Below are 17,998 nucleotides of genomic sequence, written 5' to 3' on the forward strand. Positions count from 1 at the left end.
TTTTGAAGACAGTTCCGCGCCGGCCCGGCGCGGCGTTTGGTGACTGTTCACGTCGGTGCTTTTATGGGCCGCAACACCTGATGGATGGACTGGCGGCCGAATTCGCGGAGCACTGTGCGAGCGAAAGGAGCTGTGCCGGATGGCGGTATGGGAGCTACGTCGGTGGGCAAGACTTGGTGCGGCGGTAGCCGTGGCGGGAGTTCTTGTCGCCGGACCCGCGCACGCGGAGGTGACAGACGACTGGGCCGCCGCACCGCCGGGCGCGAACGATTGGGGGTGCGTGCCGACGGCAGAGCATCCGGAGCCGGTGCTGCTCGTGCACGGGACGTGGGGGAATCAGAGAGCCTGGGCGGGATTGGCACCGCAGTTGAAACAGGCTGGGGTGTGCGTTTTTTCGCTGAACTACGGGCAGAAGATGTTCAGCGTCAGGGGTTCTGAGCCAGGGGTGTACGGCACCGCCGATATTCGGTCGTCCGCCAAGGAGATCGCGGCGTTCGTGGGACGGGTGCGGAAGGCGACCGGCGCCAGACGGGTCGATGTCGTGGCGCACTCGCAGGGCGGGCCGCTGGTGCGGCAGTATCTGCGGTTCGAGGGTGGGGCGGAACTCGGTCCCGAGGTTCGGCGGCTGGTCACGCTTGCCGCCACCCATCACGGCACTACGGCGGACGGGCTGGGCCAGCTGCTGCCCAGCGGCAGCGCGTCGGCCACGTCGGACACGGTGATCGCGAAGATGCTGGGAACCGCTGCCGCACAGCAGTTGGCGGGTAGCGAGTTCCTGCGCCGACTTAACGCGGCGGGCGATACCGAGCCCGGGATCGAATACACCGCCATCGCCACCCGGATGGATCATGTCGTCACGCCACCGGAGGCCACGTTTCTACAAGCCGGGCCTGGGGCCACAGTCGACAACGTGTGGGTCCAAGATGTCTGTCCCACAGACACTTTCCACCACGGGATCCTGCCCGACTCCCCTGCGGTCTCCTATCTTGTGCACGAGGCGCTGGACCTGCCCTTCGCCGGAACCCCTTGCCCGAGTATCAGTTAGGGATTCATCGTCAGCGCGCCACCGATCATGCCGAAGCCGGTGCGGCTCACCGCCCCGTCGACGCCGAACTCGACCCGTACCTCGTACAGCCCGAAATGCCCCATCAGCAGTTGCGGCTCACCGACATAGATCGTGGGAATGCCGTACCGGCGGAAATATCCGACCACCAGCTCCCGCATAGTGCGATAACGATTCTCCGGATCGGTAAGAGGGTGCAGGAGATTCGCGGCGGCGTCGAATACAGCACAAGCCAGATCCGGATCCGTGCCGGGCGCGGTGATGCGCTCATCGGTCAGCGCGAGGATGCGGTAACCCGCACCATCCGGGACGAAAGCCCAGCCCACCGCGCCACCCAGTTGGACCGCGGCCGCGGACAGCACATCGATGGCGTTCTCCCCGTGCGGTGCGATGCGCGTCAGGTCCACTGCGGCCGCTGCGAGGTGGTCCGCACCGTGCTCGCGCGCGAGATGCCGCACGGCCTGGCTTCCCGCCCAATCATTTTCGGCCCAGTCCCAGCGCTGGGCAGCACGGTCGTACCGCCCGATTTCCGCCGCGGCTATCGACAGCTCGGGAAGTTCGGCGACGCCGAACCGTCCCTGCGCGGGATCCCAGATGGACGTCGGGCGCTCCAGCTCGCGCAACCCCTCCGCGAAATCGAGCAGCCCGCCCTTCAGCCCCATCGTGATCGCGACCGCAGGCGCGAGTTCGGCGAGCAGACCGTCGGGGACGAACGGAGCCACCCGTTGAGCCTGCTGCCGCACCGCCGCCTCGGGCGCATACGACGCACCTTCCGGATCGACCATCGACGCCTCGATGATGTTGTCCCGCAGATCGATTCGGGCGATCAACCGATGACCGCCAGGCAGCATCAGTTCCATCCCGTCGGGAGTCGGCCGGGTGGTCAGCCCGTGCCAGCGCGCGTACCCGGTGAGCACATCACGGGTGCCATCGCCCGGTAGCAGCAACGCCGCGATCCGCAGATACTCACCGACCCGCGCTGGATCTGTTGCGGCACAGGTTATTTCCTCGTCGTCGGTGACGAGGTAGGCGTACGCACGACCACCGTGGTTGAACTTCATCGACCCGCGCGCCCGCAACACGCCCAGCGCGATCAGCGATAGGTGATCGGCGGCGAGCTTCGGGTCCGGGAAGCCTCCGAAATCCAACAGTCCTTCAGCGAACTCCAGAATCCCCTGCTGCACACCGATTTCCCGCAACCGATGCGCATGCTCGACGCCCGGCAGCCCCGCCAGATCGGGCTTGGCCCACGCCCACATGAACGTCAGGTCCTCGGCGAAGGTCCCCAATTCCCCGGACCGGCGCAGCGCCCGATCCCCGATCCACGCCGTGCCGGTCGCATGCTCCATCCGCATCCGCCCGCTCGGCACCTGCTCTTGAAAAGCCGAATACTGTTCGATCGCCCCGCCCAGATACCCCCGTGCAAAGGACAACAACGCATCACTGAACGTGTCCACGAGGCGGACCCTACCAGGACCGCCGGAACCGCTTGCGCCCCAAACTTTCCCGGCCCGAGCTGTGAGCAGCACAACAACTCTTGATCTCGAGTTAAGTTGAGGTCTTAGCGTTCTCCGCAGTTGTAATCGTGGACAGGAGAACGCTCATGCTGCTCGTCACAGGTGCCACCGGCAATATCGGACGCCCCCTACTGCAGGAGTTGCACGCGTCCAACGCCGGCCCGCTGCGCGCTCTCACTCGCGACGCCGCCCGGACCACGTTCCCCGGCGGCGTCGAGGCAGCCAGCGCTGACCTGGCCGACAGCACCTCGTTGCGACGAGCGCTGGACGGAGTGCGCTCGATGTTGCTGGTATCCGGCCTCGGCCCGGATGCCGACATCATCGACACCGCCCGCCGAGCCGGTGTCGAGCACGTGGTGCTGGTCTCCTCGATCACCGTCCAGACCCACCCCCACCTGCTCCCCGCAGCCGAAAAGTCCACTGTCGAAATGGAACTCAAGGCGAGCGGCATGGACTGGACCATCCTGCGCCCCACGCAGTTCGCGTCGAACACGCTGCTGTGGGCCGAGGCGATCCGGGAACACCGCCCGGTCCGCGTGCCCTACGCCGACACCGGGCTCCCCACCATCCACCCAGCCGACATCGCCGCAGTGGCGCGAGTCACCCTCACCGAGCCCGGCCATCGTGGCCGAACCTATGCTCTGACCGGCCCCGAACGCATCACGCCCCGCCAACAGGCGGCAGCCATCGCCACCGCCCTGCACCGGAACATCGAGTTCGCCGAAATCAGCCCCGAAGCGGCCCGCGCGGACATGCTCCCCTTCTTCGGCCCGGCCTCGGTCGACGCCGTACTCGACGTAACCGGCGGCGACCTCAACGACGAGCTACTGCAAGTCCGCGACACCGTCCCCCATCTCACCGGCACGCCCGCCCGCCCCTTCCACCTCTGGGCCCAAGAGAACGCGCCGGCCTTCCGGTGAGTGGCTACCGATTGGCGGGGGTCTCGAGGAACCGGGTGAGGAGGGGAAAGAGGAGGTCGGCTCGGTACATGATGTCGTAATGGGTTGTACCGGGCACGATTTCGAGTTGCGCGCCCGATTTCGACAGTCGGGCTACGAGATCGGTGGCGTGCTCTCGGGACAGGGCATCGGATTCGGCGGTCAGCAGTAGGGCCGGGGCCTGCACCTGGGCCAATTGCGGTGTCCAGTCATAGTTTTCGGTGAGTAGCTGCCTGGTCTTGGTGACCAGTGCGGTCCATCCGGCAGGGTCGGGCGCGACGCTGCTGTAGAGCTGGAAGATGGGGGTTTGGCGCATGGCCTCGGGGTCCATGGCCGCCATGCCGGCGCGGGTTTCGGGCAGCCACCCGTCGGAGCGGTACGGGGCCGAGACGATGCCGAGCCGATTCACCAGGTCCGGCGTGCGGGCCGCCACCTGCAGGGCCACGCCGCCGCCCAGGGAATAGCCGAGTAGGTCGGCCTTTCCGAGGTTCAAGTGGGTAATGAGTGCGGAGATATCGTCAGCCAAGCCCGCATAGCTCAGTGGGCGGTCGCGATCGGGAGTGTGGCCGTGGGCCTGCAAATCCACCGCGATCACTTTGCGGGATTTGGCCAGCTCGGGAATGAGCGCGCCGAAAGTGGAACTGCCGTCGGTGAGTCCACCATGCAGCAGAATCAATGGCTGCCCGGTGCCGTGGATTTCGTAGTACTGCCGGGCGCCACCGATCTCTGCATAGAAACCCTTGCCGTCCGCGCTGGGCGTGTCGGCTTTCCGGGTTTCCGAGGAGGGAGTGTTACCGGCGGTTTCATTCGAGGATTCGCAAGCGGTGACAAGCAACGTGGAAAGCGCAAGCGCGGCAATGGATGCGAGCGCCTTGGTACGGATGTTCATGGCTTCGTTTCTCTATTCCGAGTTATGATTCAGGCCACCGGGCGGTCCGCGGCGGCGAGGAATTCGCCCGCGACCGGCGCGAGGATGTCGACATCGGGGTTGTGGCTCAGCTTCGCCAGTTCCTGGTGCCGGGCGTTGGGCAGCACCTTGGTGATAGCGCGGGCTGCCGTACGCAACAGGGCATTGCTCTTCGCGCCGGAAATGACCAGCGTCGGAACCTCGACACCCGCCCAATCGGCGGGGCGCAACGGCTCGCCGCGCATGAACTCGCCCATGATCGCCCAATCGTGCGCGGCGGCCGGAGCGGTGGCGAGCAGGTTCTTCCACATCGGCGTGAACGGCATGAGGCGGCCGAGGATTCGCGGCATACCCATGCCGTTCGTCATATAGAACCGCACCACCTCGGCCCGCTTGTCCGCGGCGATCAGGGCGTGCAGTTTCTCGGCCAGGCCGGCGGGCGGCACGAAGTTCTCGTGGTCCACCACGAACGGCGGTTCGAAGGCGACCACCTTGGTGATGCCCGGCACCCGTCCCGAGGCCGCGGCCCGCAGCGCCAGCCCCGCTCCCGACGACCAGCCGAACAACGCCGCCCGGCCGCCGGCCGCCTCGACCAGCGCGGCGAGGTCGTCGATCTCGTTGTCGACGTTGTACACGCCGGGCGAGTCGGTGCTGTCACCGCGACCACGCCGGTCGTAATTGATGACTGTCAGGCGGTATTCCTCCGCCAATTTCTCCGACAGTGCAACGAGTTTCGGGAACCTGCGGTAACTGAACGCGCCACCGATCAGGATCACGGTTCCGGAATCGCCACCGGCAATGCGATCGAACGCGATCTCGATTCCCGAGCTCGTGGTCACAGTTTCCATCAGTAAAGCCTTTCGTGGCAGGGAATTCGACGCTTGCTCTCATGTAGACGAGCGCGCGATCCGGATTTGATCGGACCCGTCCTGTGAGGCGTGCCACACACAGATCGGGTCGAATTGCGTTCAGCGACAGAGTCATTGCACGCTGTGGTGTTCTCCTGAATCTTCGGCCGTCAGCAACGGCGCAACAAGCCACAAACCGGCAACCAATCATGTAGCCCGGCTCAACCATTCGATGTAGCGAGACGAATCGGCCGGTAGGGTGGTTCTGGTGATCGGGGGGCGCCTGTCACCCTCGGCGGGATCGAACGGTTGTTGCGATGGCGATACGTGCACGAGAGCCCGGAATGCTTGCCCCGCTGCGCGAGCCGATGTTCCGCCGCCTGGCCATCGGCCGCGTCACCACCTTCATCGGCAATGCCATCGCACCCGTGGCGCTCGCCTTCGCCGTCCTCGATCTCACCGGATCGGTCTCCGCACTCGGCCTGGTCGTCGGTGCCCGATCGATCGCCAACGTCGTCCTCATCTTGATGGGCGGTGTGCTGGCCGACCGACTACCGCGCGGGATAATCCTGCAGGGCGCGAGCCTCGCCGCGGCCATCTCCCAGGCCGCGACGGCGCTGGCCGTGCTGCTCGACTTCGCCTCGATCCCACTGCTGATAGTGCTGAGCGTCATCAACGGCGCCGTCGCAGCCATGTCCTTCCCCGCTGCGGCGGCCCTCACCCCGCAAACCGTGCCGCCCAACCTGATTCGCCAAGCCAACGCGCTCGTCCGCGTCGGCATCAACGCCGCCATGATCACCGGCGCAGCACTCGGCGGCATGCTCGCCGCGTTGGCCGGGCCCGGCTGGGCGATCGCGGTGACCGCCGTGATCTTCGCCGCCGCGGCGTTCTTCTACGCCCGCGTCCGCGTCCCCCGAATCACCCCGTCCGCCCCGACCAAGCCCCTGACGGAACTGCGCGCCGGCTGGACCGAATTCGCCTCCCGCACCTGGGTGTGGACGATCGTGCTGGCCTTCATGATCGTCAACGCGGCCCTGGTCGGCGGCACCCATGTCCTCGGCCCCGCCATCGCGGACTCCACCATCGGCCGATTCGCCTGGGGCATCGTGCTCGGCGCCCAAACCGCCGGCGCCCTCCTCGGCGGCATCCTCGCCAGCCGCTGGCAACCCCGCCGAGCTCTCCTCTTCGGCACAATCCTGGTCATGGTCGAGGCCATCCCCCTACTGACCCTCGCCCACGCCCCAGAACTAATCCCCCTGCTCGCCGCCTACTTCCTGGCCGGCATAACTATCGAACAATTCAGCGTCGCCTGGGACGTCTCCGTCCAGGAAAACATCCCCCCGGACCGCCTCGCCCGCGTCTACTCCTACGACGTCCTCGGCACATTCATCGCCATCCCCCTCGGCCAAATCGCCGTCGGCCCCCTCTCCGCCGAGTTCGGCTCCGCCACCACCCTCACCGGCCTGGCCGCGCTGGTCGTATTGGCAACGGCGGGTGCGCTACTCGTCCCCAGCGTCCGCACCCTCACCCGGCACCAAGCCGGTAGCCAGCCGACGGGGTCTGCTCCGGAAGATACTGTTCGGTGAGTTGTTCGGCCGGACCGTCGGTTACCGATCCGATTCCAGGGCCGTCAGCATCGCCGGAGTATCGACGTAGATGTCGAAGGCGACGACCCGGTTGTCGCGCAGGCGCCAGACGTGGACCTCGTCGACCTCGAACGCGGCGCCTGAGGCGACGGTCTTGCCCGTTGTGCGGCCGACCTGGATCACGGCGTCGCCCGCGGAGAACATCCGCTGCGGCTCCACCGAGCTGTCGACGTGGGTGAGCAGCGTGGTAAAGAAGTCGACCGCCGCATCACGGCCGCGGTGCGTGCCGCCCCACGGCAGTTGCGAGCACTGGTTGATGACGATGTCGGGGTCGAACCGGCCGAGGATGGCCGGAATGTCTCGCTCGGCGAAGGCGCGGTACAGCTGGGCGACGGTGTCGAGATCGGCGGTGTCCATGACTGCTCCTCGGAAGCTCGGTGTGTTGTTGTCTCGATCGTCGCCGGAGCCGACCGGCAAGTGCCATAGTCAGGGCAGATACGGAGAGGAAATGGCCATGGGATTCGGTAAACCAGGCCGCCCGCCCGAGGACCGGTTGGCTCGGCAGCAGGAAATCTTCGGTTCGATCCGGTCGCAGCTGAAGCCCGGTCACTGCCGTGAGTTGACGATGGCCTCGGCCGCCCGGCAGGCGCATCTGTCGGTGGGCGGGCTCTACCATTATTTCCCGTCCAAGCGCAGCCTGGTGCTGTTCGGCATCGATCCGGCAAACCTGCAGCGGGTGTGTGCGGACTTCCGCCGCGAGCACGCGGAGCTGGCCGAATCCGACCCGTCCGCGCTGCTGACCGCGAGCCTGGACACCCTCGCGTGGGCGGGGGTGCACTTCATCCAGCCGTCGACCCTCGCCGCTCTGGAGCTCGATCTGGGTGTCTTCCGCACCGCCATGGACGAGGTCCTGACCACCGAGCTGGTCGGGTTGGTGGAGACGGTGCAGCGCGCGCACCCCGAGCTGAGTGACCCGCAAGCCCTCGAACTCAACCGTTCACTACGCCGGGTATGCACGCTCGCTTTCGTGGATCCGGCCATGACCATCGAGGCGTTGCGCGATCAACTACAGGCCACCCTCGATGGCACGATTGCCCGGGCCGGTTCGGCGAGGCATGCACGCCCCGCCGCTCCTGGTAAACCTATGGCTGCACGCAGGGCTCGCTCAAGGTGATCTTGTCCTGGCTGGGGCCGTGGTAGTCGGTGAGCAGGGTCTTTGTGCCCAGCGGGGAGGCGGCGTCGGGAGCGCCGATAATCGCGCGCTGTTTGGTGAGGTCAGGCTTGTCCGAGCCGTAGGTGTATTTCGGTGCGCCGCCTTGGAAGTCGACTTCGAGGCCGTCGACGGTATCGCGGAGGCCCTTGCGGTTCAGATTGCCGTTTTCCTGCGCCTTGGTCAGCAGGGCCTTCATCGGATATGAGAAGGCCCAGCCCGCGCTGAAGCCCCAGGTGGCAGGCTCTTTGGTGGCTGCGGCCTTGGCGGCTTTGGCGGCCTCGCTGGTGCCGTCCCAGCCGTCTACCGGCGAGGTCGAGTTGTACAGCGCTGTGATCGCCGGTGCGGCAGCGCTTTTCAGGAGGCCGCCGTTCCAGGTGGGCCCGGAGCCGAGGAAACGGCCCTTGTATCCGGCGGCAGCCGCCTTGCCGATGATCTCGCCGGCTTCCGCGGGGCCGGTCGCGAGCATCACGACATCCGGTGCGGCGGCGATGATCTGGCTGACAGCGCCGTCCTGGTTGCCGACGGCGGCGTTCGGTCCGGTCTGGATCTGATTGGCGACCTGTACCCCGTTGGCCTCGGCCCACTTCTTCGCGCCGGTCGCGTAGTCGCCGCCGTAATCGCCCTTGTAGGTGACGGATACGAGCTTGGTCGGCTTGGACTTGTTCTGCGCCAGCCAATCCAGGCCCATGATCGCCTCGGAGCAGTAGGAGTAGCCGGTCTCCAGCAACAGCCCCTTGTCGATGCTCTTGAATTGCCAACCGGACCACAGGGTTCCGGCGACCGACACCAGGTTGGCGGCGTCCATGCGGTCCAGCACGGCCTGGGTGTGGATGGTGCCCAGGCTCATCGACAGGGCCAGCACATTCGGCTCCACCTGCTGATAGGCCTCGGCGTGCTTCTGCGGATCGTAGGAGGTGTTCTTGGTATGGGTGGCGATGTCGACCTCGTATTTGCCGCCGATACCGCCCGCCTCGTTGACCTTCTTCCAGAACGCCAGCTGACCGTCGTTGATGTCGCGGCCGAGGGCGGCGAACGGTCCACCCTCGAGGTCGGAGAGCACACCGAGATAGATGCAGCCCTTGGCTTTGTCGACGGCGTTCGGGCAGGGTTCGCTGGTGACGCCGGGCCCGGTCGCACCGGTGGCTTCGTCCTCCGCGCTGGAGCAGGCCCCGGCCAGCACCAGCGCGGCGACGGCGGGCACGACGGCCAGGCGCCGAATTCTACTGACTCCCATAATCTTTCCTACTTTCACTACTGCTGATCAGTGGGAGAACGGCCAGGTACGGAAGTAGTTGCGGATACGCAGCCACAGCCCGAACATGCCCCTCGGTTCGAGTACGATCACCCCGGCGATCAGCAGGCCGAACAGGATCGTTTTCAACTCGTCGAGCGTGAACCCGAGGATCTGTCCGCCCTCGGAGGTGATGGCCGGCACGGCGTGGGTGAATTCCTCCAGCACCCGCGGCAGCAACACTACGAAGCAGGCGCCGATGATCGACCCGGTAATGGTCGCGGCGCCGCCGATCAGCACAATCGCCAGGAAATCCACTGAGAGCAGCAGATTCCAGCGTTCCGGGCTGATCCGGCCGATCACCACCGACAGCAGACCGCCCGCCACCCCGGCGTAGGCGGAGGAAACTACGAACGCCAGCGTCTTGGTGCGCTGCAGCCGAATTCCCATGATCTCGGCGGCGACATCGCGGTCCCGGACGGCGGCGAAGGCCCGGCCGACATTGGAACACATCAGGTTTCGAGCCAGCACCGCCATGACGACGAGCAGGACGAGGGCGATGAGGTAGAGCGCGCGCTGCTCGTTGATCAGCACTCCGGCGACCCGCACCGGCTTGCGCAGATCCGCGCCGAACAGCACGGGCGGGGCGGGCGCGCGGCCGAGTCCGCCGCCACCGGTTACCGAGTGCCATTCCTTGAACACGTGCTCGCCGATCATCACCAGACCGAGAGTCAGTGTCGCCAAATACAATCCGCGGACGCGTGCCGCCAGTGGCGCCACCAGCAATCCGAGGACCGCGGGGATCGCCGCGGTCAACGGCAACCACAGCGCCATGTCCCAGCCCAGCCCGTACACCGTTTTCGTGCCGGTACCGCCGAAAACCGCTGCGGTGTAAGCGCCTACGCCGACGAAGAAGGCGTGACCGAGTGATACCTGGCCCGCATACCCGGTCAGCATGTTCAGTCCGATGCCGCCGATCGCGTAGATGGCTGCGAGGGTCAGCAGGTTCGTGATGTCCTTGGCAACGAAAAAAGGCGCGAGGAGGGCCAATACGATCAGCCCACCGGTCCACCACGCCTTGGCGGCGGTGTTCCACGCGCTCTCGGCGCGCGCGTAGGACGTGTAGAGCCGGGGCCGGCCGCGTCGCACAGCACGGGGAACGTCTATGCGAGAGCGCTTCTCCGTCGAGGTCGGAATCGTCGCGGTCATACCCGTTGCACCTCTTTCGAGCCGAGCAGCCCGTGCGGCCGGATCAGCAGCACCGCGAACATGAGCACATACGGCATGACCACGTCGAAATTGGCGCCGAGCCAGGGCGCGATATCGGGCTGATAAGTCTTGGTCAACGCCTCGGCCAGCCCGACGATCATGGCGCCGGCCAGCGCCCCGGTGATCGAATCCAGCCCACCGATGATGATGGCGGGCAACGCTTTCAACGCGATCAGCACCGCGGCCGCCTCCACCCCGCCCGGCGCGGTGCCGAGCAGAATCCCGCCGACCGCCGCCAGCGCGCCGGCCAGCGCCCAGGACAGCGAGAACACCCGGCCGACATCGATGCCCTGCGCCATCGCGGTTTCCTGATCCATCGCCGCGGCTCGCATGGCCAGCCCATAGCGGGACCGCTCCAGCCACAGCACCAGCGCCGCGATCACCGCGACGGCGGTGATCACCTTGAAGATGTCGGTGTAGTTCACCGTCACGCCGTCGACGCAGGCGGCGACCACGCTGTCGGCGGGCCGGTGCCCGCCCAGGCAAAAGTTCGACAGGCCCCAGGGATCCCCGGAGGTGATCACCTTGGCCCCGAACAGCTTGTGCACCAGCACGAGCCCGGCGGCAAACAGCCCGACCGTCACCAGCGTGGCGGAGAACGCCGGGCGTCCGACCATGGGGCGCATAGCGATTCGCTCGGTCGCCGTGGCGATCGCCGCGACCGCGGCCACGGCGGCGAGGGCCGCGAGCGGAAACGGCAACCCGGCCGAATCCACCAGGTAGTAGGAGAACAGCGTGCCGAAGATCATGAAGACGGGCTGCGCGAAGTTCAGGACTCCGGTGGCCCGGAAGATGATCACGAATCCGACCGCGATCGTCGCGTACATGCCGCCCAATCCGGCGCCGCGGATCAGGGATTGGAGGAGTTCGTTCATGCAGTGGTGTCCGGATTCGCCGTTGGGTCGGATGCGTCGGTGCGGGCGGCCGGAACAGCGGCCCGCACGCGGGTGATCGGCACGCCCAGCCCGAGGAAGAACGCCGCCGTGTCCGGATCGGGCGGAATGTCGTGCGGCAGCGCTGTTCCCGGGATCGCGATGCTCCAGAAAGCGGCCCGGGTCTTGCGGAGTCCGAGTTTGTCGCGCAGGGCGCGCCCGCTCGCCAGGTAGCCGGCCGCGTACATCAGCCGCGCGCGCGGTCCCCGGTTTCTCTGCGCGGCAATACGATCCGCTGTCTGCGCGGTCAGCCGGTAACAACCTCGTTTGAACCACGAAGCCGTGGACATCCGGTTCTCGATACCGCTGAAGATGCGCTGCCAGCCCGCCGCCGGAGCCAGCCGCACTGTTGGCTGCACCTCGGCCAGATCGGCGGCCAGCGTGGCATAGGACTCGGCGAAATGCAGGACGGCACCGCAGGTCACGCTCGCCCACACCGTGACCGCGCGTTCGGCGGGCTCGGCGAGGGACAATCCGGGTAAGACCACGTCGTGGGGGCCGAGCCCCGGGATCGCCGCGCGCAAGGCAGTCGTCGCGGCGGCGATATCGGAGCCACGCAGCTGTGCGGGCGACGGATCGTCCAGACCAATGCCGGGTGGAAAGACCAGCGCCACAACGTCATCCGGTAGCTGCTCCGCGTCGGGCAGATCCGGATGGGCCGACCGATGCCGCTCGCCCCGCTCCCGCAGCTCGGTGTAGGAGATCAGCCGCGGATCTGAATAGTCCTTAATCCCACGGTCTTCCAGATGGACGATCCAGCGCAACCGCGGGCACCCGGTGTCCAGCGCCTTGTCGACCTGCTCCTGATCCTCGGCGATCAGCACGCGGACCGCCGCATCGTTGAGCATCTGCTCCAGCGCGGTGCCGGTGGTCTCCGGGTGCACGCCGACGAAGACGGCCCGCAACGACAGCGCGCTCAATTCCGCATACACCCACTCCGGCCGGTTGCCCGCCAGGATCGCCACCCGATCCCCCGCGCCGACGCCGAGATCGGCGAGCCCGTGCGCGATCAGCTGTCGTTCGCCGTCCAGCTCGGCCCAGGAGGTCTGCTGCCAGATGCCCAGCTTCTTGGCCCGCACCGCCACCGTGTTCGGCGTCCGCGCCGCCCGCTGGGCTGCCTGCATGTGCAGCGCCGAATCTCGTTCCGACGTAACCGTCGATACCGCCGTCACCGCGTAACCTCCTGGTCCGCAGCAGTTTCGGCGGCTCCACCCAGGTAGGCGGCGAGCACAGCCGGATCGTGCCGAACCTCGGCAGGTGCGCCGAGCGCGATCCGGGCACCGAAGTCCAGCACCATGATTCGATCGGCCAGATCCATCACCAGACGCATGTCGTGCTCCACCATGATCATCGCCAGCTCCAGGTCGGCCCGGACGTCGAGGATGAACCGCGCCATATCCGCGGTCTCCTCCACATTCATGCCCGCCACCGGCTCGTCCAGCAGCAACAGCCGGGGCTCCATGGCCAATGCCCGGGCCAGCTCCACCCGCTTCTTCACGCCGTAGGGCAGCAGACCCACCGGCTGATTGCGTACCTGCTGCAGTTCCAGGAATTCGATCAGTCCTTCGGCGAAGAGCCGGGCGGCGCGCTCGCCCTGCCGGGCCTTGGGCAGGCGCAGGGCCGCCGCCACCGGGCCGTACCCGAGCTGCAGATGTCGTCCGAGTTTGATGTTGTCCAGGACCGTCAGGTTGTCGAAAAGCTCGATGTTCTGGAACATTCGGGCGACGCCGAGCCGGGCGATCGCGTCCGGAGTCCGGCCGGTCAACTCCTGGCCGTTCAGAACGATGCTGCCGCGCTGCGGGCGATAGACCCCGTTGAGACAGTTGAAGATCGAGGTCTTACCCGCACCGTTCGGCCCGATCAGCGCCAGCAGCTCACCCGGCTCCACCTCGAACGACACTTCCGAAAGTGCCTTCGTACCACCGAAATTCAGACTCAAGTCGGTGACCTGGAGCAACGCGGTCATGCCGCCCACCCCTTGCGCCGCTTGTAGTGTTTGAGGTCGCGCAGCGAAACCTGGCCTTCCGCACCGAGTCCCAGGTAGAACTCCTGGATGTCGGAGTTGGCGGACAACTCGGCCGCCGGACCGTCCATCACGACCCGCCCCTGTTCGAGCACGTAACCGTGCGTCGCGATGGACAACGCCATCGCCGCGTTCTGCTCGATCAACAGCACCCCGGTTCCCTCGGCATTGATCCGCACGATGAGATCGCGGATCTGCTCGACCACCCGCGGCGCCAAACCGAGGCTCGGCTCGTCGAGCAACAGATACTTCGGCTCCGCCATCAGCGCCCGCCCGATCGCGAGCATCTGCTGCTCCCCGCCGGAGAGCAGGCCACCGCGCTGCTCACGCCGATCGGCCAGGATCGGGAACATCTCGTAGACCCGCTCGAGGCTCGCCGCGACGGTCGCGCGCTTGCGCGTGTGCGCACCCGCGCGCAGGTTCTCCTCGACGGTGAACCCCGCGAACACCCGCCGGCCCTCCATCACCTGCCCGACACCCGCCGCCACGATTTGCGAAGGATTCGCGGAGGTCAGCTCGGCGCCGTCCACGGCCACCGAACCGGCGCTGATGCGCCCGCGGTGCACGCCGAGTAGTCCGGTGATGGCTCGCAGCGTGGAGGTCTTGCCCGCCCCGTTCGCGCCCAGCAGCGCGACAATGCCCTGCTCAGGGACCTCGAGCGAGACGCCGCGGCACACCAGAATCACGTCTTCGTAGACAACCTGCAGGTCCCGAACTTCCAGCACTCGGGCGCTCCTAAATGTGCGCTGCGCCACACTCACCTACGCAGTTGAGACGGCACAGTACCTGTCACGAAACGGCGATATGTCCGTTTTGCTAGATCTGAGGCGGAGCCGTCTCAAAACCGGGCCGGGAGCGGCCGAACCGCGCCGAAATAATGGGAATGAACCCAGCCGCGGGCAGTGTTAACATGACTAGCCCGCAAGGTGCGGGCACGTACGGGGCTGAACGGTTTCGACTGCGTACGTTGATTCAGGGGAAGCGTGTCGGTGCAGGCAAGAGACCACCGTAAGCGTCGCTGCAACCAATTAAGCGCCGATTCCAATCAGCGCGACTACGCTCTCGCTGCCTAAGTAGCGAAGCGTGTCTGTCAGTCCGGGTTCGTCCCTCGACCCGGGTACTGGCATCAGCTAGAGGGAATCACCGTCCAGGTCGGTCGCGGATCTGGGCGGGACATCTAACAGCGACTGGGATCGTCATCCGAGCTTGTTCGCGAGACCCGGAGATCCGAGCAGAGACCTAGCGAACTGCACACGGAGAAGCCCTGAAGACACGGCGGAGGACCCGGGTTCGATTCCCGGCAGCTCCACTTCACTCGATTGGCGGCCCATGCTCATGGAGAGCATGGGCCGCTTCTCGTTTCGTCTATTTTGTGGGGGCGCAGCCCCCACACCCCACCCGGCGGGCTTCGCCCCCGGACCCCCGACATCAGCCGCTCGCCAGCACCTTCGCACTATCCGGAAATACAAAATTCCCGCATTTCGCCACCTTGCTCAGATCTCCGGAATCGCCACTAGCGCAGGCAGCGGCCAGGGTGAACAGCAGCCCCAAGCCGCCAGCAGTGCATGGCTTCAGTAGCTTGAAAATGACAGTACCCCAACGTGATCCACGCACTTCGTAGTCGAGTCGAACTGCGGCCGGCGAGGCATCAGCAATACTACGGGCACGCCGCCGCGCGCCACCAGATCATCGGTCCGCCTTGCCTCAGGGCTCGCGGACAGGTTTCAAGCGGCGCTGGTCGACGGCACCGGAAGGCCGCATCACGGTTGTCGGGTATACAACGTCAGGATTACGACTAGCGAACCTTCGCCGCTCTTGCGCAGCTACCTTGATACCGCCGCCGAGCAGGAATAGCATGTGATGCACGTCACTATTCGATCAGTCGAAGTGCGTACGTGTTTTCGATACATATGCGGGGTGGATGTCTTTCTAAGGCGGCGGCCGTGGTCACGATGCAACGGAGGGCGTCGGCAATCAGAGCAAGTTTCTGGCTATCGCCAGCTGCCGTAGTGCGATCAACAGGAGAACGGCCATGTCTGGTCTAGTGCGTAGAACATTCGATTCACCTGAGGAAACTCGGCCCTTCGAGCAGGGCAAGGGCAGACTCGATCTCGTCAATCTCGATGGCGGCCCGGTGGGACGGGCGGTGTTCGAACCCGGTTGGCGGTGGTCGGAGCACGTCAAGCCGATTGCCCAGACCGATAGCTGTCAAGCGCCGCATGCCGGCTACTGCCTGGCCGGGCGGATGGTTGTGGTCATGGACGATGGGGAGCAGCAGGAATTCGGTGCGGGGGATGTCATGATCGCGCCGCCTGGCCACGATGCGTGGGTGGTGGGCGACGAACCCTGCGTAATGCTCGACTGGCAGGGTTTCGCCGACTACGCCAAGCGGTAGGGAATGAGTCCATGACTGCCACCGATGCGGAATTCGCCACGCGGGCAGAAGCTTTCGGCGGCCGGATGCTGGAGATCGTCAATGACGGGTTTCTGACCCTCATGATCAGCGTCGGCCATCAAACCGGCCTGTTCGACATCATGAGTTCGATGCCGCCCGCTACCAGCGCGGACATTGCCCGCGCCGCCAAGCTGAATGAGCGCTATGTGCGGGAATGGTTGGCCGCGCTTACTGTCGGCAAGATTGTCGACTACGAGGCCGGCACTCAGACCTTCGCGCTGCCTCCGGAACATGCCGCGGCACTGACCAGGGCGGCAGGTCCGGAGAATATAGCGTCCTTCGCGCAGTACATCCCCATGGCCGCGACCGTCGAGGCCGAGGTTGTCGACTGTTTTCGAAACGGCGGCGGTGTCCCCTACTCGAAGTACGGCCGATTTCAGCAGCTCATGGCCGAGGAAAGCGCGGCGATTCACGATGTCGCGCTGATCGACGTCACCATCGCCCTCGTTCCCGGGTTGCCCGAGCGGCTGCGGGAAGGAATCGATGTCGCGGATGTGGGCTGCGGCAGCGGACACGCTCTCAACCTGCTCGGCCGGGAGTTTCCGAACAGTCGATTCATCGGTTACGACTTCTCAGAGGAAGGTGTCGCGGTCGGCCGCGCGGAAGCGGCGGTAATGGGGGTGACGAATACGCGATTCGAGGTTCGCGACGTCACCGATCTGGGGGTGTCCGACCAGTTCGATCTGATCACCGCATTCGACGCCATCCACGATCAGGCCCACCCGGCGCAGGTCCTGCACAGCATCGCCGAGGCGCTGAAGGCCGACGGCACCTTTCTGATGGTCGATATCCAGGCGTCCAGCAATCTGGAAGAAAATATGGAGCATCCCCTCGGGCCGGGCATGTACGCCATCTCCACAATGCATTGCATGACAGTGTCACTGGCGCTCGACGGCGACGGGCTCGGAACCATGTGGGGTGAACAGGTCGCAACGCGCATGCTCCACGAAGCCGGGTTCGCCTCCGTAAATGTCGAGCACGTCGACGCCGACATCTTCAACAGCTACTACATCGCACGGAAGGGGTGAACGCGAACGCCGATGCGACAGCCCAACACTGGGTTGTCGCATCGGCGTGAATCATCGCCCGGTCAGCGCATCCCTGGTGTCGTTGGCCGCCTGCACGAATGCCTGAATCCGATGCGTGTGTCCGGTGGTGAGCCAGCCGAGGCCGAATTCCAGGGGTGGCGCGTCCAGGACGGGGACATAGTTGACGTCGGGTCGGAGATAGAACTGGGTGGCTTGTTCGGTGGTCAGGTAGACACCCTTGCCTGCTCCGACGAGAGCGAGGATCTCCGGGAAGGTAGCGGCGGTGGGACCGGGCTCGATGGGGCGACCGGACGGTGTGCGTCTCGGGTGGTGGAACTCGTCGAAGTAGGCGGGTAGTTCTGGGGGATTTTGGACCATCTTGACGTGAGCAAGGTCTTCCAGAGACAACGAGGGCCGGCGGGCGAACGGGTGCCGAGCGGGGACGGCGAGCATCTTCGCCTCCCGGTACAGGGCTGGACCGATGGTCATATCGGGCTCTTCCATTGGGAAGCCGCATATTTGGAGGTCGACACCGCCGCCGCGCAGCCGGAATGCGCCGTCGCTGAGCTGTAGCTCTCGGATCTGTACGGTGCAGTCGGGATACCGGGCATGGAAGGTTTCGCTCACCTCGAGCATGAATCGGCCACCGGCCGAGCTGAAGTAGCCGACCCGCAGGACCCCGCGGATTCCGCGCCCGACGTCCTTCGCGTTCTGGACGCTCTGCTGGACCTGGTCGTAAGCAGGGCGCAGTTGCTCGCGCAACAGCGATCCGACGGGTGTGAGCGCGACCTTACGGCTGGTCCGCTCGAACAGCGGGACCCCGACCTGACGCTCCATCTTCTTGATCGTCTTGCTGATGTGCGCTGTCGACACCCGCAGCCGCTCGGCGGTGCGGCCGAAGTGCAGCTCTTCCGCGAGCGTCAGGAACGCCTCGATCTCGTACCGTTCCACACTCGCCCTCGTCATCGTCAACCACCGGTTAACGACG

General features: G+C 65.9%; 17 protein-coding genes and 1 other RNA gene. 7 read left to right on the plus strand and 11 right to left on the minus strand.

Translation table 11 applies throughout. The annotated features are described in order from the left end of the window. Positions 1-139 precede the first annotated feature (139 nt). Entirely contained in the window at positions 140-1,045 is a 906-nt protein-coding gene (locus IBX22_RS10055; RefSeq protein ID WP_194815022.1) for a triacylglycerol lipase, read from the plus strand. On the opposite strand, the gene IBX22_RS10060 is transcribed toward IBX22_RS10055, so the two are convergent. After that, a complete protein-coding gene (locus IBX22_RS10060) occupies positions 1,042-2,520 on the minus strand; it encodes a DUF6882 domain-containing protein (RefSeq protein WP_194815023.1) in 1,479 nt (492 codons plus the stop codon). The two genes, IBX22_RS10055 and IBX22_RS10060, sit on opposite strands and share 4 nt — an antisense overlap. Before the next feature lie 146 nt (positions 2,521-2,666). Between IBX22_RS10060 and IBX22_RS10065 the strand changes: the two genes are divergently transcribed. Then, the gene (locus IBX22_RS10065; RefSeq protein WP_194815024.1) at positions 2,667-3,500 is read left to right on the plus strand and encodes an SDR family oxidoreductase; all 834 of its coding nucleotides are present in this window, start codon (positions 2,667-2,669) and stop codon (positions 3,498-3,500) included. A gap of 4 nt (positions 3,501-3,504) precedes the next feature. On the opposite strand, the gene IBX22_RS10070 is transcribed toward IBX22_RS10065, so the two are convergent. Both IBX22_RS10070 and IBX22_RS10075 read right to left on the minus strand, forming a co-directional pair. Continuing rightward, on the minus strand, positions 3,505-4,407 hold the full coding sequence (locus IBX22_RS10070; RefSeq protein WP_194815025.1) for an alpha/beta fold hydrolase: 903 nt from the start codon (positions 4,405-4,407) through the stop codon (positions 3,505-3,507). Positions 4,408-4,436: 29 nt separating this feature from the next. Beyond that, positions 4,437-5,273: an alpha/beta fold hydrolase gene (locus IBX22_RS10075; RefSeq protein WP_194815026.1), complete on the minus strand. Its 837-nt coding sequence runs from the start codon at positions 5,271-5,273 to the stop codon at positions 4,437-4,439. 317 nt (positions 5,274-5,590) lie between these two features. On the opposite strand from IBX22_RS10075, the gene IBX22_RS10080 reads away from it, so the two are divergent. Next, positions 5,591-6,859: an MFS transporter gene (locus IBX22_RS10080; RefSeq protein WP_228538278.1), complete on the plus strand. Its 1,269-nt coding sequence runs from the start codon at positions 5,591-5,593 to the stop codon at positions 6,857-6,859. A gap of 21 nt (positions 6,860-6,880) precedes the next feature. On the opposite strand, the gene IBX22_RS10085 is transcribed toward IBX22_RS10080, so the two are convergent. Then, on the minus strand, positions 6,881-7,276 hold the full coding sequence (locus IBX22_RS10085; protein WP_194815027.1) for a nuclear transport factor 2 family protein: 396 nt from the start codon (positions 7,274-7,276) through the stop codon (positions 6,881-6,883). Between the two features lie 97 nt (positions 7,277-7,373). Here IBX22_RS10085 and IBX22_RS10090 point away from each other — a divergent pair, with 97 nt between their 5' ends. Then, entirely contained in the window at positions 7,374-8,033 is a 660-nt protein-coding gene (locus IBX22_RS10090; protein WP_194815028.1) for a TetR family transcriptional regulator, read from the plus strand. On the opposite strand, the gene IBX22_RS10095 is transcribed toward IBX22_RS10090, so the two are convergent. From IBX22_RS10095 to IBX22_RS10120, 6 genes are read right to left on the minus strand one after another with little or no spacing between them, the layout of a single operon-like run. After that, positions 8,002-9,306: an ABC transporter substrate-binding protein gene (locus IBX22_RS10095; protein ID WP_194815029.1), complete on the minus strand. Its 1,305-nt coding sequence runs from the start codon at positions 9,304-9,306 to the stop codon at positions 8,002-8,004. The genes IBX22_RS10090 and IBX22_RS10095 overlap by 32 nt on opposite strands. Before the next feature lie 27 nt (positions 9,307-9,333). After that, positions 9,334-10,512 carry a branched-chain amino acid ABC transporter permease gene (locus IBX22_RS10100; RefSeq protein ID WP_194815030.1) on the minus strand — a complete coding sequence of 393 codons (1,179 nt, stop codon included), beginning with the start codon at positions 10,510-10,512 and terminating at the stop codon, positions 9,334-9,336. Then, complete coding sequence (locus tag IBX22_RS10105) at positions 10,509-11,447, minus strand: branched-chain amino acid ABC transporter permease (protein WP_194815031.1); 939 nt, start codon at positions 11,445-11,447, stop codon at positions 10,509-10,511. Before IBX22_RS10105 ends, IBX22_RS10100 begins: the two co-directional genes overlap by 4 nt. Next, complete coding sequence (locus IBX22_RS10110) at positions 11,444-12,676, minus strand: AMP-binding protein (protein ID WP_194815032.1); 1,233 nt, start codon at positions 12,674-12,676, stop codon at positions 11,444-11,446. The genes IBX22_RS10105 and IBX22_RS10110 overlap by 4 nt, the downstream gene beginning before the upstream one ends. After that, positions 12,673-13,470 (minus strand): ABC transporter ATP-binding protein, encoded by a 798-nt coding sequence (locus IBX22_RS10115; RefSeq protein WP_194815033.1) that lies wholly within the window; start codon positions 13,468-13,470, stop codon positions 12,673-12,675. The genes IBX22_RS10110 and IBX22_RS10115 overlap by 4 nt, the downstream gene beginning before the upstream one ends. Beyond that, complete coding sequence (locus tag IBX22_RS10120; RefSeq protein WP_194815034.1) at positions 13,467-14,252, minus strand: ABC transporter ATP-binding protein; 786 nt, start codon at positions 14,250-14,252, stop codon at positions 13,467-13,469. The genes IBX22_RS10115 and IBX22_RS10120 overlap by 4 nt, the downstream gene beginning before the upstream one ends. Before the next feature lie 215 nt (positions 14,253-14,467). On the opposite strand from IBX22_RS10120, the gene ssrA reads away from it, so the two are divergent. The 3 genes from ssrA to IBX22_RS10135 all read left to right on the plus strand — a co-directional run bounded on the left by ssrA (position 14,468) and on the right by IBX22_RS10135 (position 17,010). Next, positions 14,468-14,839, plus strand: a transfer-messenger RNA (tmRNA) gene (gene ssrA / locus IBX22_RS10125). Between the two features lie 720 nt (positions 14,840-15,559). Beyond that, positions 15,560-15,922 carry a cupin domain-containing protein gene (locus IBX22_RS10130; RefSeq protein WP_194815035.1) on the plus strand — a complete coding sequence of 121 codons (363 nt, stop codon included), beginning with the start codon at positions 15,560-15,562 and terminating at the stop codon, positions 15,920-15,922. Positions 15,923-15,933: 11 nt separating this feature from the next. Next, complete coding sequence (locus IBX22_RS10135; RefSeq protein ID WP_194815036.1) at positions 15,934-17,010, plus strand: class I SAM-dependent methyltransferase; 1,077 nt, start codon at positions 15,934-15,936, stop codon at positions 17,008-17,010. A gap of 51 nt (positions 17,011-17,061) precedes the next feature. On the opposite strand, the gene IBX22_RS10140 is transcribed toward IBX22_RS10135, so the two are convergent. After that, positions 17,062-17,976: a LysR family transcriptional regulator gene (locus tag IBX22_RS10140; RefSeq protein WP_228538279.1), complete on the minus strand. Its 915-nt coding sequence runs from the start codon at positions 17,974-17,976 to the stop codon at positions 17,062-17,064. Between the last annotated feature and the right edge of the window lie 22 nt (positions 17,977-17,998).

The organism is Nocardia sp. XZ_19_385 (assembly GCF_015355755.1).
In the GTDB taxonomy this organism is placed as follows: domain Bacteria; phylum Actinomycetota; class Actinomycetes; order Mycobacteriales; family Mycobacteriaceae; genus Nocardia.

Excerpts from the sequence above, each read along its gene's own strand:
- IBX22_RS10055 (WP_194815022.1), top strand. The coding sequence starts at position 140 with ATGGCGGTATGGGAGCTACGTCGGTGGGCAAGACTTGGTGCGGCGGTA.
- IBX22_RS10065 (WP_194815024.1), top strand. The coding sequence starts at position 2,667 with ATGCTGCTCGTCACAGGTGCCACCGGCAATATCGGACGCCCCCTACTG.
- IBX22_RS10070 (WP_194815025.1), bottom strand. The coding sequence starts at position 4,407 with ATGAACATCCGTACCAAGGCGCTCGCATCCATTGCCGCGCTTGCGCTT.
- IBX22_RS10075 (WP_194815026.1), bottom strand. The coding sequence starts at position 5,273 with ATGGAAACTGTGACCACGAGCTCGGGAATCGAGATCGCGTTCGATCGC.
- IBX22_RS10080 (WP_228538278.1), top strand. The coding sequence starts at position 5,591 with ATGGCGATACGTGCACGAGAGCCCGGAATGCTTGCCCCGCTGCGCGAG.
- IBX22_RS10085 (WP_194815027.1), bottom strand. The coding sequence starts at position 7,276 with ATGGACACCGCCGATCTCGACACCGTCGCCCAGCTGTACCGCGCCTTC.
- IBX22_RS10090 (WP_194815028.1), top strand. The coding sequence starts at position 7,374 with ATGGGATTCGGTAAACCAGGCCGCCCGCCCGAGGACCGGTTGGCTCGG.
- IBX22_RS10095 (WP_194815029.1), bottom strand. The coding sequence starts at position 9,306 with ATGGGAGTCAGTAGAATTCGGCGCCTGGCCGTCGTGCCCGCCGTCGCC.
- IBX22_RS10100 (WP_194815030.1), bottom strand. The coding sequence starts at position 10,512 with ATGACCGCGACGATTCCGACCTCGACGGAGAAGCGCTCTCGCATAGAC.
- IBX22_RS10105 (WP_194815031.1), bottom strand. The coding sequence starts at position 11,447 with ATGAACGAACTCCTCCAATCCCTGATCCGCGGCGCCGGATTGGGCGGC.
- IBX22_RS10115 (WP_194815033.1), bottom strand. The coding sequence starts at position 13,470 with ATGACCGCGTTGCTCCAGGTCACCGACTTGAGTCTGAATTTCGGTGGT.
- IBX22_RS10130 (WP_194815035.1), top strand. The coding sequence starts at position 15,560 with ATGTCTGGTCTAGTGCGTAGAACATTCGATTCACCTGAGGAAACTCGG.
- IBX22_RS10135 (WP_194815036.1), top strand. The coding sequence starts at position 15,934 with ATGACTGCCACCGATGCGGAATTCGCCACGCGGGCAGAAGCTTTCGGC.
- IBX22_RS10140 (WP_228538279.1), bottom strand. The coding sequence starts at position 17,976 with ATGACGAGGGCGAGTGTGGAACGGTACGAGATCGAGGCGTTCCTGACG.